Source organism: Endozoicomonas sp. ALE010 (assembly GCF_049310165.1).
Lineage (GTDB): Bacteria > Pseudomonadota > Gammaproteobacteria > Pseudomonadales > Endozoicomonadaceae > Endozoicomonas.
In genome coordinates this window covers 1-16,613 of sequence record NZ_JBLYNV010000085.1, presented here as the reverse complement: position 1 = coordinate 16,613, position 16,613 = coordinate 1, and the positions used below count along the sequence as shown (strand labels likewise).

Here is a 16,613-nt window from a genome sequence, read left to right as displayed (position 1 = left end):
TAGCCGTAGCTATGTGACCGGAGTTGCAACGCCGCAGAGTGACTGACAACTTAGTCAGAAATATATGATTTCATTTGGTTAACTACTTACATCTTCTGCTCTGAAACAAGCCGTTTCGTTATTTCTGCCAGTTCATGTACCAATGAGCAAACATTTGTAACCCTTCTTCAATGGACGTTGACGGTTTAAAACCGACCGTCTCCATCAAATCACTGACATCGGCATAGGTTGCATAAACGTCACCGGGCTGCATCGGTAAGTATTGCTTCTCGGCCTGTTTACCAATGGCATTTTCCAGTGCTGTGATAAACGTCATCAGTTCAACAGGTTGGTTGTTACCGATATTGTAAATCCGGTAGGGCGCTGAGCTGCGGCCCGGATCAGTGCTGTCAAAATGATCTGACTTTGTTGGAATAACATCCTGAATGCGTACTATACCTTCCACGATATCATCAATGTAGGTGAAGTCTCTTTTCAGTTTGCCCTCATTAAAGACGGGGATGGCCTCTCCACGGTTAACCATCTGGGTGAATTTGAAGTAAGCCATATCCGGACGCCCCCATGGACCGTACACCGTAAAAAAGCGCAGGCCAGTGGTAGGTAAGCCATAGAGATGCGAATAAGTGTGGGACATTAACTCATTGGATTTCTTGGTCGCTGCGTAGAGTGAAACCGGATGGTCAACAGCATCTGTCGTTGAAAATGGCATTTTGGTATTCATGCCATAAACAGAACTGGAAGAGGCATAGACAAGGTGTTCTACCTCGTTGTTGCGGCAACCTTCAAGAATGGTGGCATGGCCAACAAGGTTGCTGTCGATATAGGCCATAGGGTTGTCGATGGAGTAACGGACGCCCGCCTGAGCTGCCAGATGAATCACCCGGTTGAACTGTTCCTGCTTGAACAGTGCGGCTATACCCTCGCGATCCGCCAGGTCGAGTTCAACAAAGCGAAAGTTTTTCAGTGGGGCCAGTTCATTGAGGCGGCCATGCTTAAGGCTGACGTCGTAATAGTCATTGAGATTATCAATGCCAACCACTTCATGCTCCATTTCACAGAGACGCCTGGTGGTAAAGAAGCCAATAAAGCCTGCGGCTCCAGTGACCAGATATTTCATCGTGGTTTACCTGTTTTGAAACCACTAAGGGCATAAAGATCACCAAGATTTACCTGTTGCTCAGTGTTTTATGCCCTGAGGGTATTTTGTGTACACAATCTTTTTATAAAAGATGCTTGAATGAGTAGAGTCCGCGTTAGCGACCAATGGCGTAATATTTGAAGCCTTTCAGCGTCATCCGTTGAGGTTCGTACATGTTACGGCCATCAAAAATCACAGGCTCTTTCAATAACGCTTTCAGCTGGTCAAAGTCGGGAGCACGGAATTGACGCCACTCAGTGCAGATAACCAGTGCGTCAGCGCCTTTAATTGCCGCTTGTTGTGTACCAGACAGTGTCAGGTCATCCCGAAGACCATAGATGCGTTGTGCCTCTTCCATCGCCTCCGGGTCATAGGCCTGCACTTGTGCACCGGCCTGCCAGAGTGATTCCATCAGCACCCGGCTTGGCGCATCGCGCATATCGTCTGTATTGGGTTTAAATGCCAGCCCCCAGAGTGCAATGGTTTTCCCTTCCAGCTGACCGTTAAAGTGTCTGCTGAGTTTGGTGAACAGAACATTTTTCTGCTGGGCATTGCGCTCTTCAACGGCTCTCAGGATCAGGGGCTCAAAGTCAATGTCCTCTGCGGTTCTTTTCAGGGCCTGAACATCTTTCGGGAAACAGGAGCCACCGTAACCACAGCCAGGATAGATAAAGTGGAAGCCAATGCGGGGGTCAGAGCCGATCCCCTGGCGCACCATCTCAATATCAGCACCCAGTCGTTCAGCCAGGCCAGCTATCTCATTCATAAAGCTGATCTTGGTCGCCAACATGCAGTTCGCAGCGTACTTGGTCAGTTCCGCACTGCGGACATCCATAAAAATCATGCGGTCATGGTTGCGGTTGAAAGGAGCGTACAGCTCTTTCATGGTATCAGTCACTTGGTCACTGTCGGTACCGACCACAATTCGATCCGGTCTCATGCAGTCATTAACCGCCGCACCTTCTTTCAGGAACTCAGGGTTAGAAGCGACAGAAAACTCAAGCTGAACACCTCGCATCTGCAGGACTTCTGCCACTTTGGCGGCCACTTGATCGGCTGTGCCGACAGGGACCGTGGACTTGTTCACAATGATTTTCCGGTCATCCATCTGCTGTGCAATCGTACCGGCCACAGCGAGGACGTATTGCAAATCAGCAGAACCATCTTCATCCGGTGGCGTTCCCACGGCAATAAACTGCAATGTGCCATGGGCGATGCCCTCAGCGGCATCCGTCGTGAAGTGCAGTCGGCCAGCCTCACTGTTCTCTTTCACAATAGGCTCGAGTCCTGGCTCGTAGATAGGAATAATGCCGCGCTTCAGGTTATCAACTTTGTTTTGATCAATGTCGACACAGACAACATCATGACCCACTTCTGCCAGAACCGCAGCCTGTACCAGGCCAACGTAGCCGATACCGAAAACAGTGACTTTCATAGTGAAGGGTTACCGTGAAAAATTAAGTCGGGCTATTCTAACTGAAAGCGTACTGGGCGGAAATGTCAGGTTGATAAAGCCTGTCGTTTACGGGGTTCTGCAAAGCCGATATGATTCGTCTCTTTTGCTGGCTGGATCTTCGAGACAGCTTATGACAAAGCGACCCGGGCCACTCATGTCTCAAGCGACTACCCTTTCTGTTGTCCTGATTGCCAAAAACAGCAGTGCTACCCTGGAGAGTAGCCTGAACTCCGTGCAATGGGCCGATGAAATCATTCTTCTCGATGCTGGCAGTACCGATGACACAGCTGAGATTGCCACCCGTTGTGGTGCCAGGGTGTATCAGCACACTGACTGGCAGGGTTATGGCAGGCAGCGTCAAATTGCCCAGCAATATGCGACATCTGACTATATATTTATGCTGGATACAGATGAGCAGGTCACCGATGAACTCAAGGTGAGCATTTCAGAAGTGCTGTCAAAACCGCGTCAAGCCAATAAAGTGTATTCCTGTGCCCGGCGTAACTGGTTTCTTGGCCGCTACATGATGCATTGTGGCTGGTATCCGGATCGAGTCCTGCGTCTTTATCTGAATAACGAGAGAACCTATAACAGCAACCTGGTACACGAATCCGTTGAAACTGCCGGAGCTGAAGTGATCAACCTCCAGGGTGACCTGCTGCATCGTACCTGCGATGACTATATGCAGTTTCAGCAAAAGCAACTGGTATATGCCCGAAGCTGGGCTGAAGAGCGTTTTTTGCAAGGCAAGAAGGTCGGTCTGGGATCTGCCTTTGGCCATGCGCTGGGTGCGTTTATTAAAACCTTTTTACTAAGGAAGGGCTTCCTTGATGGCGGCCACGGGCTCCTCCTCTCACTGGTGGTTACCCAGTATACCTTCAATAAATATGCTGCGCTGTGGGCTATGAGTAAAACCCGCAGGCAGGCCGGTGAATAACGGGCACCTGACTTATGATCAAGCTTGCTATTGTCAGACAAAAATATCGGCCCGATGGCGGTGCTGAACGTTTTGTGGCATCTGCGTTGTCTGCTCTCTCTCAACAAAAAGCAGAGCAGCAGCAACTGGATATTACCGTATTAACACGACAGTGGAATGGTATAAAGAACCCGTCTGTTCATATTGAGGTTTGCAACCCGTTTAAATGGGGCCGTGTCAGTCGTGAACGAGGTTTTGCCAGGGCTGCACAGAAACACTTCTCCAGTTTTGATATTGTTCAGAGCCATGAGCGTATCCCGGGTTGTACCATTTATCGTGCTGGAGATGGTGTGCATAAATGCTGGCTGGAACATCGCTCGAGAATTATTCCTGAAGCTCAAGCAAAGCGAATGAAAAATGATCGTTTTCACCGTTATGTGATGGATGCGGAGAAGCAGATGTTTGAGCATCCGAAGTTGAAAGCAGTGATCTGTATCTCTGAGATGGTGAAAAGAGAGATTATTCGTGAGTTTGATATTGATGAGAGCAAGTTGCATGTTATTTACAACAGTGTTGACTCAAACCGATTTACTCCAACGTTAAGAGATCAGTTCAGAGCGTCAATCCGTAGTTCTTTAGGAATCACTGACAGTGCAACCTGCCTTATTTTTGTAGGTTCAGGGTTTGAGCGAAAGGGGTTGGCTGAAGCAATTAAAGCGGTTGCGAAAGCTGGTGCTGAGCTGATTGTTGTTGGTAAAGATAAGTCTGAGTCTATGTATCGCAAACTGGCTGAAGCTGAAGGTGTACCTGATCGGGTTCACTTTGTGGGAGTGCAAGAACGGCCTGAGAGCTACTATGCGGCAGCTGATGGCTTTATTTTACCCACGATCTATGAGCCCTTCGGTAATGTTGTATTAGAGGCAATGGCTTCAGGTTTGGGAGTTATTACTACTCCAACCTGTGGAGGCTCGGATATTATTCAATCAGGTAAAAATGGTTATATATGCGATGCCCTTGACAGCAACTCTCTGGCTGAGGCTGTCAGCCATTTCTGCTCAACTGAAAAAGCATTGATGTTAGGTAAAGAAGCCAGAAAAACTGCTGAACAGCATAGTCCTCAGCGACTTGGTCATGAGCTGCTTAAGCTTTATGGTAATGTCCTGCGCTAAGCCGACCTCTTATCAACACTATGGTTTTTGGATAAGTAATAACCTATGAAAATACTTCATACAGAATCCTCTTGTGGCTGGGGAGGCCAGGAGGTTCGAATTCTCACTGAGTCAGAAGGGATGCTGGAAAGGGGGCATCAGGTGACGATTGCTTGCCCTGAACATTCCAATATATACAGGGAGTCTGTGCTGCGAGGGATCAACACAGTTGCTCTGCCCATTGAAAAGAAAAAGATCTCATCTCTATGGGTTATGCACAAGTTTCTGGCCAGTAACCACTTTGATGTGATTAATACCCATAGTTCAACAGATAGTTGGCTTGTTTCTCTTTCACTGGCCTGGAAAAAGAAGCGCCCGGGAATAGTTCGTACTCGGCACCTTTCAACACCAGTGCATAAAAACAGAAGTTCTTTGTGGCTTTATCAGAATGGGAATGACTTTTTAGTTACAACAGGTGAAAAGCTTCGTCAGACCTTACATCAGGAAAATGGAGTAGCTCTGGAAAAAATGAGGTCAGTACCAACAGGAATTGATGAAGATCGCTTTAAACCCGCAGAAGATAAGCAAATAATTTGTAGGCAGCTTGGAATTCCATCAAAGAGGGCAATCATAGGAATACTGGCGACCCTGCGTGACTGGAAAGGTCATGAGTATTTATTTAATGCACTTGCAAGCCTCCAGTCGGATGATTATCACTTAATGGTCATTGGTGATGGTCCTTATCGACCCACTTTGGAGTCGCTGATTACGCAGCTTAATTTAAACGACAAAATTACTTTAGTAGGTAATCAGGATGATGTCGTCCCATGGTTACAAGCTATGGATATTTTTGTACTACCATCTTATGGGAACGAGGGCGTGCCTCAGAGCATTATGCAAGCCATGCTTTGTGGTTTGCCAATAATTTCTACTGATGTGGGAAGTATTCTTGAGGTACTGCAACCGGAGAAGAACGGGTTATTGGTCGATACTTGTGACTCTGTATCCTTGGCTTTGGCTATCGAGCGAATGATGAAAGATACAAGCTTGAGAGAGCGTTTTGGAGCTTATAGCCGGAATTTTGCTATGGAGAACTGCACGTTGAGGCAGATGGTGGATCATATGGAAGAAATTTTCCAAAAAGTATCAGTCAAGTAAAAGTGGGAATTGATTAAGTATGTGTGGGATTGCTGGTATCTTCAGTCCATCTGTGGTGAGTATTAGCTCTATTGAAAAGGCGCAGATGAGTCTCTATCCCCGTGGCCCTGATGCTCAGGTTTTCACCTCATGGGATGCTGAAGGCAGGCTATGCAATGAAAAACCAGTATCGGCCCTGATACACACAAGACTGAGTATACGAGACTTGAATTCCAGAGCGAATCAGCCTATGTCTGATGCTTCTGGCAAGGTATGGATATGCTACAACGGTGAGGTGTATGACTGGGAAGATAGAAAGCGAGCATTGATCGGTGAAGGTTATGAGTTCCATACAACGTCGGATACAGAGTTCATTCTCAATTCATATTTACGTGATGGAATGGAGTGCCTGTCGTATCTGAGGGGAATGTTTTCATTTTGCATTTATGACATGAGAGTTGGAAAAGCTTTTCTGTGTCGCGACAGAATGGGGCAGAAACCAATGTATTACTCTTGTCATGATGGTGTACTTGCTTTTGGTTCAAACTTTAAATGTGTCTGGGCACTGCTTGATGGGAAACAGAAAACGCTAAATAAGTATGCGATTGATGCTTTCCTTACACATCGTTACATACCTGCGCCGTTGACGCTAAGTAATGAAATTTTCAAGTTGGAAAATGGTTTCTATCTAGAGTGGGATTTATCCAGGCGAACATTGGAAAAACGTTCATACTGGGAGCCATACAAGGCTGGTTCATCAGATTGGCTTCAGACATTCCTTAAGGCAGTTGATATCCGAACAGTTTCGGATCGTCCAGTAGGAGTTTTTCTAAGTGGTGGAATTGATAGTACTGCCATTGCGTCTGTTTTAGCCCGACAGGAGCATCGTGAGATCACTGCTTTTACGGCTAGCTTTCAGGACCCTCGCTTCGATGAAAGTGAAGTTGCAAAAAAAACAGCACTGAGTTTGGGGTTACCGATCATTGAGATTCCTATCCCTCTGGATATAGAACTGTCTTTATTTGATCAGATTGTTGATGACCTCGATGAGCCTTTTGCTGACCCCAGTGCTTTTCCAACATGGTTGCTTTGCAGGGAAACCTCAAAGCATGTCACGGTTGTTCTGGGCGGAGATGGCGGTGACGAGCTGTTTGCCGGGTACAAGCGGTATAACAAACACCTCAAGAGCGCATGGAGGGGAGGGCTATCATTGGTTGGTTCCCCCTTTAAGGCCATCGACACTAAAAAAGGTAAGATCCTATCTGAACTGAAAATGTCATGGGGAGATGCGTATAGCCTGCGTTTTTCTGGTTATACTCCAGCCCAGCGAGCCCACTTATTATTAGATTTGGAAGGGAAGCAAAATGTTTATTGGCGTAAAAGTCAATTTGAGAATAACGATACTAAGCTACCCCCTCTCAAACAGATGTTAGCGATTGATTATGGCAATTACCTGCCTGAGTATATCCTCAAAAAAGGTGATCTTTGTTCTATGGCGCATGGCTTAGAGCTACGTTGCCCATTTATGGATCATCAACTATTTGCTTCAATTTCAGTTCTGCCTGACCAGGAGCGTTTTTCTTCACCAGCAAAACAACTCCTATCAAGAGTTTCTCCACAGGTTGAGAATGTCGCACATTTGAAGAAAAGAGGATTTAATCCTCCGTTGACTCATTGGCTCAGAAATAGCTGGTCTCAACGTTTTCCTGAAATTGGAGAGCGTCTTGCTAGCGGAAGTCATGGTGTGATAAACGCAGCTGCAGCTCAAGCTATGGTCAAAGAGTATCTTAAGGGGCGGGAAAATTTAGCTGAACAAGTGTTGCAATTGTTGATTTTAGATCGAGTTTTGGCAGCATATTCCTTTAATTAGTATTTGAGAGCCACCTTTTTGGTGGCTCGCTTAAATCTCTATTTTTTCAGAAGCTCTTTTGATGCGCTGTAGACATTATTTACTGTCAGACTTTTTATACATTTTGGGTCTTGACACTGATGAGTATTTCGCTCACAGAAACGAACCCATGAAACCGGACGCTTGAATATAACTGGCTGATCTCTGCAAGGGATCGGGTTGCTTAGGTACCGGGCTTTATGGTTGTTAAAAAACTGACTGTTGCCCACAAGCTCCACAGGCCCTGGACCAAAGAGGCAGACAAGAGGAGTGTTGGTTAATTTTGCCAGATGACTGATGCCAGTATCAGGGCTAACCAACAAGCTGGACTGCGCTATGAGCTTTCTCATTTGCAGTAAGGTAAAGTTCCCAGGAACTAACTGTTCGAAATCGCCATTTCCCCTGAACTTTTCTAGTAAAGCTTCTTCACCGGGTCCACAGGTTACAACGATAGAAAAGCCGTTATTTTTTAACTTGTGACCAAGTTCAAGCCATGAATCTACGGGCCATAACTTCAGTACTGATGATGCACCCAAGTGGAAAACAATATATGGAGATTCGGGGCTCGCAATTACTACATCTTCAAAGATCCAGTCAGAAGTTGAAAAAGTTGTGAGATGGTCTGCTGCACATAGATCTGCCATCAGGTCTGGCATTGCTTTTGGGCTTTCTGGCATGGGAAGCAACTCATCTACGAACCAGTTCTTATAAGCGGGATAGTCTCCGGTATGGGTAATGATCCACCGAGTTCCAGCAGCATAAGCTGCCCAAGAGTAGCGGGCATCTCCAAGGACTATGCCAATGTCGTAAGACTTTTGCTGGATAAGTTTTATCAGGCTTTTAGCGTTTTTGGGTGAATAGGAAATTGGGTGAATCTGGTAAGGCTTTTGGCTATAAAGAGGTACCAAAAAATCTGGCATTGCAACATCTATAGAGGCTTTCGGGTATTTCTCTCGTAAGCTGGCGAGTAAAGCGGTAGACATAATGGCATCCCCCAGTAATAACTGGTGAATGACAAGGATGCGCCTCACTTTGGTGTCATCTGGTTTTTTTCTGAATAATTTTAATGGTAGCCGTACTGTAATTGCGGCAAGTTGAATAATTCGTGAGTAAAGTCGTGTGTTCATTGGGTGATAGCTTGTATAGGTGCCAGATTTCCAAAGAAAAAAGTATAAGCTGGAATCTCAGCTTACCGAGCCAATTAAGAGATCTTTATACATGCTCCAACCCCTTCTGAGGCAACGCCTCTTATGTTTACCTGTTTTAGCTGATTCCCATATTTTAGAGAGTGTTCTGTGCTGGCGCATAAGACTGTGGAGCTGGTTTCTATCTCTCCGGGAGGGCATTTTTTCAATGTAATGAAAAATGCCTAAGCCTTCATCAGCAATCTGAAAGTGAAGGGCGTCCTGAACATGGCGCGGGTGACCTCCTTTTAGATCCCGATAAAGCACATCAATGATGCGAATGTAACTGTCCACTATCTTTTTGCGCTTTTCATAATTTCGCGTATTTGATGACGACGCATGATGGAATCGGTATTGATATAGAGGCTCAGCGATGAAGTGCAGTCGCTCAGCTTTCAGATAAACCTCAGTCGTCCAAGGAATATCCTGATGAAAGAGGCCGGGAATAAAGTCAAGCTGATGCTGTCGCAGAAAATCACTTTTGACCAAGTTTAGCCAAACTCCATGATGAAAATCGTTGGATAATATAACCTTGGATAACCAGTCTTGTCCTGATACGATGCCACTATCCTCCTGCTGAAAAAGGATTTTCTTACCTTCTTTGTGGTCCCAGAAAATCTCAGCCATACATGAACATACGTCCAAAGCCTCCTTTTTTGCCGTTTCATAAAGATGTTTTAGCATCTCTGGTTTAAGGAGGTCATCAGCGTCTATGAAAATAGTGTATTCGCCTGTGGCGTTGGCGAAACCGGTATTTCGTGCAACTGAGCAGCCGCCGTTCTCCTGTTTCAGCAAGTGCCAGTTTTTCAGTCTGTCAGTAAATGCCTTTGCAATTGCGTAAGAGTTATCAGGTGAAGAGTCATCGACCAGAATTACCTGGATATTATCTAGCGTCTGCTCTTCGATTGAGGTAAGGCTTTCTTGGAGGTGTTTCTCCGCGTTATAGATCGGGATGATTACAGAGACGTTAATTTTATAGGGCTGTGGGTTAGTGTTGTTCATGGCATTTGGTACAGACAGGGAGAAAACCAATATGGTAGAGTGACACCTGAAGTGCTCTAAGGCACTGCGTTACAGTGCAAGTGCCTGTAGGTGGAGATTTAATTCAGAGAGATGATCCCGTATTTCAAATGAATATACAAGACCAAGGTCTCAGGCTAGAGCGGGCTTGGCAGCAGTTGCTGATGCTCTCCCGATAATGAATCCTGTCACTAACCAGAATAGAAGTAGGTTATTTCGTATAAAAAAGTCATCCGTGATGCTTTTAGAGAAAAAACCCACAAAAACGAGTAAGAGTAGCAGTTTCAGGGGTTTTTCTCTCTCTGCAAACTCTGCCGTGATTCCTTTGTGCAGGGCTGAAGAGTAAAGCGTTAAAAATAATATCAGGCCAACAAGTCCCATTTGCAGCCACTTATTCAGAAAAACATTATGAGCATGATCTTTTGTCAAATGGTTAAAGGTTTCGGGAAAGTCATCAGAAAATGAATCTCTTAAGGTGTGGTAGCCTGACCCATATCCTGCTATTGGTTTTTCCATCCCCTTATCAAAATAAAAATCCCACATTGAGAGTCTTACGTCTTGCTTGACCGTGGATACAGCATTTGCAATGTAGTCAGACTCAGTGGTTGATTTAAGAGAAAGTGAAAAAGTGACAATGGCAAGAACTATTACTAATAGAGTAAACAGCCCAACAGTCTTGAGCTTTGTGGATAGGCCTTTAGATGTGTATAAAAAACATGCCGCAATGACTGAGGCAAAAGACACAAAGCACATTCTGTTTTCATAGAAAATGGCAAGTGCAAGGCTGGTAAGAGCGATGAACATAGCTATGATTGCTGAATAACTTTTTTTGGAGAAAAATAAAGCCATTGCAAAGCTGAAAAAGAAAACCAAGCTTGTAGAGCCATCCCCAACCGATGGGTAATATTTCTCCACGAAGCTGAGCCAGCTAACTCCTCCTCTGGCCAAAGTCGCCAAGGATAGCAGCGTTAACGATACAAGCACTGCGCACAGAACTGTATTAACCTTTTTAAGGTGCAGTGCAGCAGTAAAACCTACCATCAAACAGATGACACTGTATAAGACCTCTTTTCGGAGCCCGCTATAAGTATACTCAGGAAACAGGTTCCAGAGTGACGATAACAGATACCACATTGCGAACAGAGCCCAAGCGCCCAAAATATAGCGTATTGAATAAAGGTTTCGATAATCAGGAATCAAGGCAAGCAGGGATAGGGCCATAGAAACGTTGACAACTCCATCAATGTCATGGAGGGGTAGTAGTATGAGAAGTACAAAGAAAATAAATATCTGGGTGCTTCTAAAATAGTTAGTAAAAGTCATGGCACTATCAGACTCAATATCCGGTTAATAGCTTTGAAAATCCATTTAAAGCCTCATCTACAGTTATGTCAGAGACTTGTCGGCTTTCTTTTTGTATAAGTTCATAGCGCGTCCCCCAAGGGTGCCAGCGTGTGGCATCGCTATCGCCAAAAAAGCATAGAATAGGGCGTCCCAATGCTGCAGCAATATGCATTGCCCCTCCATCGCTGCAGATAAATTCACGGCATAGAGAAACACCGGTAATCAGTTGTTCTAATGACTGGGTTGGGAAAGGCGTAAGTTCTACATTCTGGCAACTCTTTTTGATGCGGTCAGCCAATTCATCGTCTCCAGGATGGAGAGGGTTGTTTTGGCTTCCGGGAGACCAGAACAGAACAATTGGTTGTTGATATTGTCTCCACAGTTTTTGGATAAGTTCAATATAGCCATCCTCTGTCCAACGATTACTGGGTTTTCTTGCACTGATATGAAGCCCTATAGGGCTCATGTCCGGGGTTATGTTGCTGGCTTGAAGGTATTTTTCTGCTTCTTTGAGATGGGTATCATCTGGTATTAATGTACACTTTGGCGGTTGTCCTGTGATGCCAAGCGAGTTGGCCAAGAAATTGGTCAATTCAACTTCGTGAAGGCCTTTGGTCTGTTCCGCTGGCAAAGGTGTTGTGATTCCCTTATGAAACGATGAACTGGTATACCCAATGATCTCTTTTGCACCAACAATTTTGGCAACTTTAAGGGATCGTTTGTTATCTTCCCCGCCCGCAAGAATGGCAACGTCAATGCCCTTCAATCGGAGCTTCAGGTAAGTGCTGAATCGTTCCAGGTAGACTTTTAACTTACTCTCTCCCTTCCCGGTATGCTTGGCTTTTTTGTATAAATAGATATTGTCTATCTCTTTGTTTCCCCTGACCACTGGCGCATTGTAACTATTAACCAGTACATCAATGCAGGCATCTGGAAATGTCCTGCGAAGGCTACTGATGAGTGGGGTGGTGCATATCAAGTCACCTATATTGTCCCTTCTAATCACCAGAATATTTTTGCTCATTACATATAATTCCTATAGAAAGCAGCCACAACGTGGATGTTTTCTAAAACTTGCTTTTTTGACATGGGGCGAAAACTCTGACGAATTTGCGCTATTGTTTAGTCTCTTTCATATAGTAAGAGTTGAGCTGTTCACTCTGGTATTTCAGGCTTAAACGGATTGCCATACTTTTCTAAGTACCATCTTGCGAATATCTCCGCTGTATAGTCATAAATATGGTGAGAGTCTTCATATAGTGGAATGTTGTTGTCTTGAGTCAGACAAGCTTCTGTAGAGCATTGCACATCTTGTGGGTTTATAAAGCGAACTTCAGAGTGCTCCTTCCTTATCTCACCAAACATTGTATAAATTTTCTTCAGTCTCCTGTCAGAGTCTTTCCTGGCTATATTGCACTTTGATGGATTATCGATATTTCTATAAAAGCAACGTGTAAAGCTGGTTCCATCACCTTCAGCAACAGGCATGATGATAACCGGTATGGCACTAGAATTATTGATCCTGTTGAGTGCTGCCATCAGTGCTGTCTTATACTCTGGCATATCATACGAATAGCCAAGCCATCGCTCTGAAAGAATGACATAATCAAAGTGATGCTTATCGATCAATTGGTAGAGTTCACTTTTTCTCTCGCTGCAACGACTGATGTCACGGCCAGTGTATTTCTCTTGGTAATTGTCAGGTAGCATCAGACACTCGGACTCAGTCTGAATATATGCCTTAAGGCTTGCAGCAGAAGCAAGAACCTCTACAAACTGCTTGATATGCAGGCCGTGAGAATCACCAATAAGCAAAATTTCACCAATATGTGACTGCTTTTCTCCAAAGCTACATGTTTCAATATCATCACCAGTAAAGACATGGCATATGTCTCTTAAAGGATCTTCATGCTCCTGGATGGTATTGTAAGCCTTGGCTTCAACTGAACCGAGCCGTTGAGGAAATCCATCATGTTTCTTAATTTGATAAACCGCTGAGAGTATTCCAATGATAGGAATAATAATGAGAAGGATAAGACTGTGTCTGAATGAAAGCCCGGATTGTCGAACAGGCTGCTCGACCCATCTGAAAGTCAAATGACTCAATAAAATCGTCAGCATTATGAGTGGAATAAAGAGGGCTTTTACATGGCTATAGCCCAAATGGTAGGCCATAACGGCGATGGGCCAGTGCCATAGATAGGCTGAGTAAGACAGCTTGCCCATGTTGGTAAGAAGCTTATTAGAAAGTAGTCTGTTATTGCGACCAAAGACCAGAATGACAAAAGTAGCAAGGGATACAAAGAAAGCATTGGTACCAGGATATGAGCTTTCAGCGTTAAATATAAACGCCATTACCAGCAGCAAGAACAGAGCTGTGTAGGTGGCTATATTTGCGAATCTGGAGTTGGTTCTGGGAAGGATGAATGTGGCCATTGTTCCCATGAGGAATTCGAAGGCCCTGGCTGTGGTTGAGTAGTATACGGACTCTGCCTCATAGTCAGTTATAAAAACAGAGTAACCAAGGGCCAGAACCAGAAAACAGGCAATCACTTTTTGAGGAGACTTTGAGAACCTGGCCAGTGTAAGGAATACAATTGGAAAGATAAAATAAAACTGCCACTCAATGGCCAGAGACCAGGTGTGCAGTAGAGGGATTGCTTCAGCTTCGGTGGAAAAGTAGTTGCCAACCTCTTTGGCAAAGTAGTTGTTTGCGTTGAATAGCAATACTTCTCTTACACTTCGCATGAAGCTTATATATTCATTGGGGAGCAGTAAAAAGCTATATACAACTACAGTGACGGCAACTACGAGCAGCGTTGCAGGTATAAGCCTCTTAATTCGACGATTATAGAAATTCAGATAAGAAAAGTTGTTGTTCTTAATATCATGCAGGATCAGTGAGCTTATCAGGTACCCGGAGAGAACAAAAAAAATGTCAACACCAATGTATCCGCCAGTGAAAGAAGGTACATTGAAATGCAGCAGCATTACAGCTAGAACTGCAAGACCTCTGAGCCCCTCAAGGTCAGTACGAAATTGCATCTTTCTCTGGGGTTGGTTATCAGCGTGATTCATGAATATATATAAAAGTTTATGCTCAATTTTGAGGGCTTAGGTTGTCGGGTAATTCAACAACAGGCTTTTTCTCATACTGTTGAAAGAAATTCGATCGTGGTTGGAGAGCCTGCAAATTTATATCAGTTCTGTGAGACCTTGATCCTCAGTGGCTCTGGACATTGAAATATCCAGCTGTGAAATGACAGTGTCTACTTTGATGGCCATCATACCTCTGGATAGTTTACGATCTCCATCATAATAAATTTCCATATTATTATTGGAGATCACTGTATGCAGGCCGTTATGCTGAATACCTGTTATTTCCTGATAATTACTGCCCTCGCTGTTATCCCAAGGACCCCATAGGTCTGGAGTGCTGCCACCAAAAAGTGCAACAACGGGAGTATCTGTGGAAGCGGCAATATGCATAGGCGCAGAGTCTATCCCAAAAAACAGGCAGGCTTTAGAAACCAGGCAGGCATAGGCTTGCAGGTCGATTTGTCTCGGCAGCAGCAAAGGCTTGCTCTTACAAAAAGTCATAATCTCTTGAGCCATACTGACTTCTTTAGGGTCTGCCGAAGTTGTGAGCAGCACTGGCTTTTGCCATTTTTGCTGCAAGTGGTCGATACACTGGGCCACCTTGGATGCGTCCCAGCACTTATACATCCAGCGGGATACGGGGTGAACGACAATGAACTCTTTTTCAAGGCCCAGTTCCTGAAGAAGTTTTTCTACTTTAGTGTTGTGTTCACTTTTATAACCAAGTGTCACTTTGCGATCAACCTTGCCAGGGTCTATAGCCTCTATAAATTGGAGGTCTTTTTGAACGGTATGGATTCTTTCCCGGCTGTTAAAGCTGGTATCAAAACGTGCCAGCTTATTAATCAGTGTTGGCTTATTGACATAGCCCAGTCGACGGGATGCACCAGACAGTGCGCTGATAATACAACCCCTGTCTCCCTCAGTAAGATTGATAACCAGATCGTACTGTCCAATGAACTGACGGTAGAATTTAAATTCATTACCTATGCGTCCCAAGAGTCCCTGTTTCTTATTCTTACTTCTCTGGTAAGGGATAACCCTGTCGACATTAGGGTTGTCTTCAACGATTTGCACACAAAAATCGTTGACAGAAACGTGGAGTTCTGATTCTGGATAGATAGCTTTCAGGCTGGCAAATACCGGAGTTGATAACAGCACGTCACCAAGATTACGAAATTTGGTTACCAGAATTTTCATAGAGTGAAACCTGTCTCTCATCCAGGTCCGGCTGAAAATGTTAATTAATAGCCAGTGTGAAACCTTTGCAATAAGTGGGGGAGTCTAACGGTTTATTGATTTAATTTCAGTAAGAATTGATCCTGACTCATCTGGAGACTTGCCACAGGGCATAGCCCAACTATTCTGAACACCACACAATAAACACACCATCAGGTACACCTGCAATCACTTATGAAAACCTACCCAATCACCGCCGCTGAGTACCTTGAAACTGAGGAAATAGCTGAGGTTAAACGCGAATTTGTGAATGGCTATGTTTATGCCATGGTCGATGCCAGTCGGCGGCATAATCTCTTGACCGTGTTTTTGGCGACGTTATTGAATACTCATCTGCAAGGCACAGGCTGCCAGGTCTTTGCCTCCGATATGAAAGTCCGCGCTGGTGGTAAGAATAACGCCATGTTCTTTTACCCGGATGTGATGGTTGCTTGCAGTCACACCTCTGATGAAACTCCAAAAGACCCCTATGTAGAAGAAACCCCGAAGCTGATTGTTGAGGTGTTGTCGCCCAATACCGAGCAGCATGATCGTTTGGGCAAGCTGGCTGCCTATACGCAAATTGCCAGTCTGGAAGAGTACCTGCTGGTGGATCAGCAGGATATGCTGGTGGATCTTTACCGTCGCTCCGGCGAGCAGTGGCAATTAACCCAGATGAAAAAGGGTGATCAACTGGTATTGAGCTCGGTTGGGCTTGAACTGCCTGTTGCAGATATTTACCGGGATGTTATTGGGGTGGTTTAGTGGGTACCTTTAACAAGCCCCTCAACACTTAGATCTTCATCCAACTCCGGCCAGTATATGCCATCACCTTCTCCCAGTACCTCACAGTTGGCCCGTTGTTTTTCGGTTGCATCGGCCAGAGTGGGGAACAAGGGGATGGGTATATGGATAACCCTGCCATCCAGTAAGGTGACAATCAGTTCAGAGTCGGTAAACTGAATGTTTTGGGCTAAGTAGTTAACCAAATGAAATCATATATTTCTGACTAAGTTGTCAGTCACTCCCGGCAACTGCTCCTGCGTTGCTCTATCTCCTGCATCC

Annotated in this window: 14 protein-coding genes; 5 read left to right on the top strand and 9 right to left on the bottom strand. The window is 44.9% G+C overall.

Translation table 11 applies throughout. The features are described 5' to 3' along the window. Window positions 1-118: 118 nt before the first annotated feature. On the bottom strand, window positions 119-1,117 hold the full coding sequence (locus tag ACO6UY_RS22365) for an NAD-dependent epimerase (protein WP_422450227.1): 999 nt from the start codon (window positions 1,115-1,117) through the stop codon (window positions 119-121). 136 nt (window positions 1,118-1,253) lie between these two features. Beyond that, window positions 1,254-2,573 carry a UDP-glucose dehydrogenase family protein gene (locus ACO6UY_RS22360; RefSeq protein ID WP_422450228.1) on the bottom strand — a complete coding sequence of 440 codons (1,320 nt, stop codon included), beginning with the start codon at window positions 2,571-2,573 and terminating at the stop codon, window positions 1,254-1,256. A 151-nt stretch (window positions 2,574-2,724) separates the two neighbouring features. On the opposite strand from ACO6UY_RS22360, the gene ACO6UY_RS22355 reads away from it, so the two are divergent. Genes ACO6UY_RS22355 through asnB form a run of 4 tightly spaced genes read left to right on the top strand, consistent with a single transcriptional unit; the run spans window position 2,725 to window position 7,665 of the window. Further along, the gene (locus tag ACO6UY_RS22355; RefSeq protein ID WP_422462339.1) at window positions 2,725-3,531 is read left to right on the top strand and encodes a glycosyltransferase family 2 protein; all 807 of its coding nucleotides are present in this window, start codon (window positions 2,725-2,727) and stop codon (window positions 3,529-3,531) included. A gap of 14 nt (window positions 3,532-3,545) precedes the next feature. Further along, window positions 3,546-4,679 (top strand): glycosyltransferase family 4 protein, encoded by a 1,134-nt coding sequence (locus ACO6UY_RS22350; protein WP_422491291.1) that lies wholly within the window; start codon window positions 3,546-3,548, stop codon window positions 4,677-4,679. 45 nt (window positions 4,680-4,724) lie between these two features. Then, entirely contained in the window at window positions 4,725-5,816 is a 1,092-nt protein-coding gene (locus ACO6UY_RS22345; RefSeq protein WP_422491290.1) for a glycosyltransferase family 4 protein, read from the top strand. A gap of 19 nt (window positions 5,817-5,835) precedes the next feature. Next, window positions 5,836-7,665, top strand: a complete 1,830-nt coding sequence (gene asnB, locus ACO6UY_RS22340; protein WP_422462345.1) for an asparagine synthase (glutamine-hydrolyzing) — start codon at window positions 5,836-5,838, stop codon at window positions 7,663-7,665. A gap of 38 nt (window positions 7,666-7,703) precedes the next feature. Here asnB and ACO6UY_RS22335 read toward each other — a convergent pair whose 3' ends face one another. From ACO6UY_RS22335 to rfaQ, 6 genes are all read right to left on the bottom strand, one after another. Beyond that, entirely contained in the window at window positions 7,704-8,810 is a 1,107-nt protein-coding gene (locus tag ACO6UY_RS22335; RefSeq protein ID WP_422491289.1) for a glycosyltransferase family 9 protein, read from the bottom strand. A gap of 57 nt (window positions 8,811-8,867) precedes the next feature. Continuing rightward, window positions 8,868-9,869 (bottom strand): glycosyltransferase, encoded by a 1,002-nt coding sequence (locus ACO6UY_RS22330; RefSeq protein ID WP_422491288.1) that lies wholly within the window; start codon window positions 9,867-9,869, stop codon window positions 8,868-8,870. A gap of 150 nt (window positions 9,870-10,019) precedes the next feature. Next, window positions 10,020-11,108, bottom strand: a complete 1,089-nt coding sequence (locus ACO6UY_RS22325) for an O-antigen ligase family protein (protein WP_422491287.1) — start codon at window positions 11,106-11,108, stop codon at window positions 10,020-10,022. 115 nt (window positions 11,109-11,223) lie between these two features. Beyond that, window positions 11,224-12,255 (bottom strand): glycosyltransferase family 9 protein, encoded by a 1,032-nt coding sequence (locus ACO6UY_RS22320; protein WP_422491286.1) that lies wholly within the window; start codon window positions 12,253-12,255, stop codon window positions 11,224-11,226. A gap of 131 nt (window positions 12,256-12,386) precedes the next feature. Next, the gene (locus ACO6UY_RS22315) at window positions 12,387-14,276 is read right to left on the bottom strand and encodes an acyltransferase family protein (protein WP_422491285.1); all 1,890 of its coding nucleotides are present in this window, start codon (window positions 14,274-14,276) and stop codon (window positions 12,387-12,389) included. A gap of 150 nt (window positions 14,277-14,426) precedes the next feature. Next, a complete protein-coding gene (rfaQ, locus tag ACO6UY_RS22310; protein ID WP_422491284.1) occupies window positions 14,427-15,530 on the bottom strand; it encodes a putative lipopolysaccharide heptosyltransferase III in 1,104 nt (367 codons plus the stop codon). 213 nt (window positions 15,531-15,743) lie between these two features. Here rfaQ and ACO6UY_RS22305 point away from each other — a divergent pair, with 213 nt between their 5' ends. Continuing rightward, window positions 15,744-16,313 (top strand): Uma2 family endonuclease, encoded by a 570-nt coding sequence (locus ACO6UY_RS22305; protein ID WP_422491282.1) that lies wholly within the window; start codon window positions 15,744-15,746, stop codon window positions 16,311-16,313. Here ACO6UY_RS22305 and ACO6UY_RS22300 read toward each other — a convergent pair. Further along, window positions 16,310-16,537: a DUF2442 domain-containing protein gene (locus tag ACO6UY_RS22300; RefSeq protein WP_422491281.1), complete on the bottom strand. Its 228-nt coding sequence runs from the start codon at window positions 16,535-16,537 to the stop codon at window positions 16,310-16,312. The two genes, ACO6UY_RS22305 and ACO6UY_RS22300, sit on opposite strands and share 4 nt — an antisense overlap. Window positions 16,538-16,613: the final 76 nt, after the last annotated feature.

What these genes read in the sequence shown, in the direction of transcription:
- ACO6UY_RS22350 (WP_422491291.1), top strand. Translation starts at nt 3,546, where the DNA reads ATGATCAAGCTTGCTATTGTCAGACAAAAATATCGGCCCGATGGCGGT.
- rfaQ (WP_422491284.1), bottom strand. Translation starts at nt 15,530, where the DNA reads ATGAAAATTCTGGTAACCAAATTTCGTAATCTTGGTGACGTGCTGTTA.
- ACO6UY_RS22365 (WP_422450227.1), bottom strand. Translation starts at nt 1,117, where the DNA reads ATGAAATATCTGGTCACTGGAGCCGCAGGCTTTATTGGCTTCTTTACC.
- ACO6UY_RS22305 (WP_422491282.1), top strand. Translation starts at nt 15,744, where the DNA reads ATGAAAACCTACCCAATCACCGCCGCTGAGTACCTTGAAACTGAGGAA.
- ACO6UY_RS22335 (WP_422491289.1), bottom strand. Translation starts at nt 8,810, where the DNA reads ATGAACACACGACTTTACTCACGAATTATTCAACTTGCCGCAATTACA.
- asnB (WP_422462345.1), top strand. Translation starts at nt 5,836, where the DNA reads ATGTGTGGGATTGCTGGTATCTTCAGTCCATCTGTGGTGAGTATTAGC.
- ACO6UY_RS22320 (WP_422491286.1), bottom strand. Translation starts at nt 12,255, where the DNA reads ATGAGCAAAAATATTCTGGTGATTAGAAGGGACAATATAGGTGACTTG.
- ACO6UY_RS22345 (WP_422491290.1), top strand. Translation starts at nt 4,725, where the DNA reads ATGAAAATACTTCATACAGAATCCTCTTGTGGCTGGGGAGGCCAGGAG.
- ACO6UY_RS22360 (WP_422450228.1), bottom strand. Translation starts at nt 2,573, where the DNA reads ATGAAAGTCACTGTTTTCGGTATCGGCTACGTTGGCCTGGTACAGGCT.
- ACO6UY_RS22315 (WP_422491285.1), bottom strand. Translation starts at nt 14,276, where the DNA reads ATGCAATTTCGTACTGACCTTGAGGGGCTCAGAGGTCTTGCAGTTCTA.
- ACO6UY_RS22325 (WP_422491287.1), bottom strand. Translation starts at nt 11,108, where the DNA reads ATGGCCCTATCCCTGCTTGCCTTGATTCCTGATTATCGAAACCTTTAT.
- ACO6UY_RS22330 (WP_422491288.1), bottom strand. Translation starts at nt 9,869, where the DNA reads ATGAACAACACTAACCCACAGCCCTATAAAATTAACGTCTCTGTAATC.
- ACO6UY_RS22355 (WP_422462339.1), top strand. Translation starts at nt 2,725, where the DNA reads ATGACAAAGCGACCCGGGCCACTCATGTCTCAAGCGACTACCCTTTCT.